Raw genomic sequence first — 3,679 nt, forward strand, 5'->3', positions numbered from 1 at the left:
GTGGGGACTTTGGGGTTAGCATGGTGAACACTCCGAATTTCACTATGCCTATTAGATCAAAGCCCCAGACTTTCGTCTAGGGCTTTTTCAACAGTCTGCGGCGCTAATAAGCGCCGTTTTTATCATTGCTCAATATTACGTAAATTACATTTTGTACGCTACGGTAACGTAACCGAAGCGGCCAATGTTGTCGTACGCGCCGTCTATTGAACCCGTGCCTGTCGTGCCTGTCGGTAGCGCACGGTTAAACAGGTTATCAATACCCACGGTTAGGCTAACACCGTTAGCAAAGTTGTAACCCGCGGTCATGTCAGTCACAGCGTATGAAGGCAGTTCCATACGGTTGCTCGGATTTGGGTTACGCGCTAACTCTTGGTTGTCGTAAAGGCTTGAACGTTCTAGGTAGCGAGTTTTCCAGCTTGCTTCCCAATCACCACGGCTATAGTTGATGGTGAATACACCCTGCCAATCAGATTCTCCTGCCGTACCTGCGTACTGATAGAATACTTCAGGGTTATCTTGGAATGGGAATTCTTTGCGGTCTTTTAGGTAAGTCGCAATCAAGCTAGTACGGAATGCACCTTCTAGCGCGTCGAAATCATATCCTAGTTCGAAGTCGATACCCTTGGCTTCTTGACCCGCGATGTTCAATGCATAGCTGCGAATCTGAGTGATTTCACCGGTAGTTCCATCACGGTCGATAAGGCCACAGTATACGTTGTTAATACCCGACTCAGAGTCAACACAGCGGTCCAAAATTGTTTGGCCGTCAATAGACGAAATCGCGTCTGTCAGCTCGATTTCCCAGTAGTCAACAGTAGCGGTAAAGCCTTCAAACCAGCTAGGAGTATAGACAACACCTAGTGTTTTAGAGATTGAGCTCTCCGCTTGCAAGTCGATGTTTCCACCGTTTACGCCTTCTAGCGTTGCTGAGTCGTAATCAGAGTTGAAATCTGCAGGGATACCTAACGCTGCACAGTTTGCAATGCGTTGGTCGGCGTTGGCTAAGTCAGCAAGGTTGTCTGTACGACATGGATCGTCTACGCGGAAGAAGGTTTGGCTTGCTTCACCATAAAGTTCACCGATGTTCGGCGCGCGTAGTGCAGATGATTTTGTCGCACGTAGACGTAAATCTTCATACACTTTCCAATCTAGACCAAGCTTCCAGCTTTTCGCGTTGCCAATCGAAGAGTAGTTGGCAATACGCGCCGCAGTATCAAATGTCAGCATTTCTACGCCAGGGAGATCGGCAAGTAGTGGAATAGTAACTTCAGTAAATACTTCTGATACATCGTAATCGCCTTTATCTTCACCTAGAGTGTTGAAAAAGGTACCCGCTGCATTATCAGGTTCTTCAATTTCGCTTTTTTCTTTGCGATATTCAACACCGGCTGCAAAGCCAACGTATCCTGCAGGTAATTCATAAATACCAGAGTTTGCGATGGTTGCGCCAGCGTTGTATTGTTCAATTTTGCTTGTGCCAACTGATGTAGTATTGACGTAGTCAATTGCTTCTTGTGAAGGCTGACCAAAGCCCATAATGTTCAGCGGTACACAGCCGTCATCACTACCTGACGCACAAACAATGTTTCCGTCGCCGTCAGTTATTGCGTTAAGTGCATTCTCGAAGTTTTGCAAAACAAGGTTGTTGCGGTTCTCACGCTCTAATTCAGTTTTGCCGTAGTTTACAAATGCCTCGTAGCTCCACTCGTCACCAATGTAGCCTTCGATACCTAGCACGTAGCGATAAGTTTCACGCTCGTCTGCTTCGGTGCGGCGCCCTAGGTCAGTCATCATGCGGTTAAGCTGAATGCTGTCCAGTTCGTTTTCATCCATGTATGCGGCAACGCTATCATCTAGAAAGGCATTGTTACGATAAATGGTTGTCTCTGAGCCGCCATAGAAGAAAGCAGGCTGGCCCATTGTAATTGCACGAGTACGCGCGTACTTAGCCTGTGCATACACTGTGGTGTCGTCGTTTAGCTCGTAGTTACCTTTTACATTTAGGTTAGTACGATCAAACTCAGGCTGAAGCTGCGTAAACTGGCGCAGGTTAAACGAATCACAGTTTGCGCAGAACGCACCGTCTACTTGGTCACCGGTGTAGATTTCGCGAATTGAACCGTCAGCGTTGAAAGTCTGAGAGTTGCCGCCAAAAACGCCAGAGTTGTTTAGTGTGTAGTAGCCCGCATTAGCAGTATAAAAGTTGTCAGGAAATGCCGTTGAATTTAACTGGTCTTCACTGCGCTCGTATCCCATGATGCTTTCAAAGCTCATATTACGATACGACGTTGCAGTCCAAGGGTTGTCAAGGGCCTCTAAAGCTTCTTGTGAGCTGTATTCGGCTGCAAAAGCAATGTTGCCGCGATCATTGTCGAAGTTAAAGCCGTATGATGCTTGGTATTTATCGTTCTTATAACCGTTTTCCTGTGCAAAGCCTTGCGTCGCACTCACGTCGAAACCTTCAATGTTCTTTTTAAGAATGAAGTTAACAACACCAGTTACTGCATCTGCACCATAAACCGCAGAAGCACCGCCAGTAACGATTTCTACGCGCTCAATCCACGAAGTAGGGATGGTGTTGGTATCAACCGCTGCAGAACCTGCTGAAGAAGATACGTGACGTTTACCGTCTACCAATACTAATGTGCGGTCAGTACCCATACCACGTAGGTCAAGAATATTTAGACCAGCAGTTCCAATAAATTGACCTGAATTACCTAATGAGAATGTGTTTGCAAGTGAAGGAAGCTCATTAAGCACCTCACCAATGTTCATCGCACCTGAATTAAGAAGTGACTCACCAGAAATGGCTGTTACTGGTGATGGAGCGATAGCGCCCTGACGAGAGATACGAGAACCGGTGACCTGAATTTTTTCAACGTCAGCGCTTTCATTTGTTGAGTCCTGTGCAAGAACGTTGCCTGAGGTCAACGCGACACTTCCTGCTAATGCTAACTGAACTGCAGTTGCAATATTTTTCATGGATTGTTCCTAGTGAATTAGATTTACGTGCTTGTTGTTGGTTAATGCCCCGTAAATAGGCAAGGGCTAGCCAAATTGCATGCGTAGTTTTTACTTATGTTGCAATGGCGCGCATTCTAATTATCTAGTATTAAATAAATCAATTTTTTGCGGTGAATTAAATTCTAGCTATGAAAGAGTTAACTTAATTTTAAAGAATTTATAAATAGTAGGTTTAATTAATATTTTTAAGATTTGTATTAATAATATTCAATAATTGTTTTTATATTGACCATGTGGTCGAAAATTGTCTTTTTAGAGCGCTTTTTAAGCGGCTTGTGTCTTGTTTTTAATTTTCTTGGTTAATTTTGAGTTAGAAGACTTTTGCTCGTATATTGCACTAACTGAGTAAATTTAAATCGTGTATATTAAAGTTTCTTTTTTTAACGTGAATAATAGTTGTTTTGTCGCTGTTTTAAATTAAGTAATTGATAATGTTTCTCATAAGTTAAATATTCGTTACTTCTCCATGTGTTATATTTTCTATCTTATTTCTTAATGATGTTTTTAATTATCCTTGATTCTGTGGAAACTATAAATAATGTAAGGGAGTTAACCCAGGGTAAGAGCGTGATCATTTTTTAAGCAGTTATCACTTTTTCAAGATACGCAGTATCCATAGCCGCAATGCGCTGTTTACGTCGGATGCTGGCCT

General features: G+C 43.5%; 1 protein-coding gene. It reads right to left on the reverse strand.

Annotated elements, in window-relative coordinates; genetic code table 11:
• Positions 1 to 144: 144 nt before the first annotated feature.
• Complete coding sequence (locus MHN02_RS21190) at positions 145 to 2,985, reverse strand: TonB-dependent receptor (protein ID WP_239247930.1); 2,841 nt, start codon at positions 2,983 to 2,985, stop codon at positions 145 to 147.
• Between the last annotated feature and the right edge of the window lie 694 nt (positions 2,986 to 3,679).

This window comes from Alteromonas sp. CNT1-28, from assembly GCF_022348345.1.
In the GTDB taxonomy this organism is placed as follows: Bacteria; Pseudomonadota; Gammaproteobacteria; order Enterobacterales; family Alteromonadaceae; genus Alteromonas; species Alteromonas macleodii.

What these genes read in the sequence shown, in the direction of transcription:
- MHN02_RS21190 (WP_239247930.1), bottom strand. Translation starts at nt 2,985, where the DNA reads ATGAAAAATATTGCAACTGCAGTTCAGTTAGCATTAGCAGGAAGTGTC.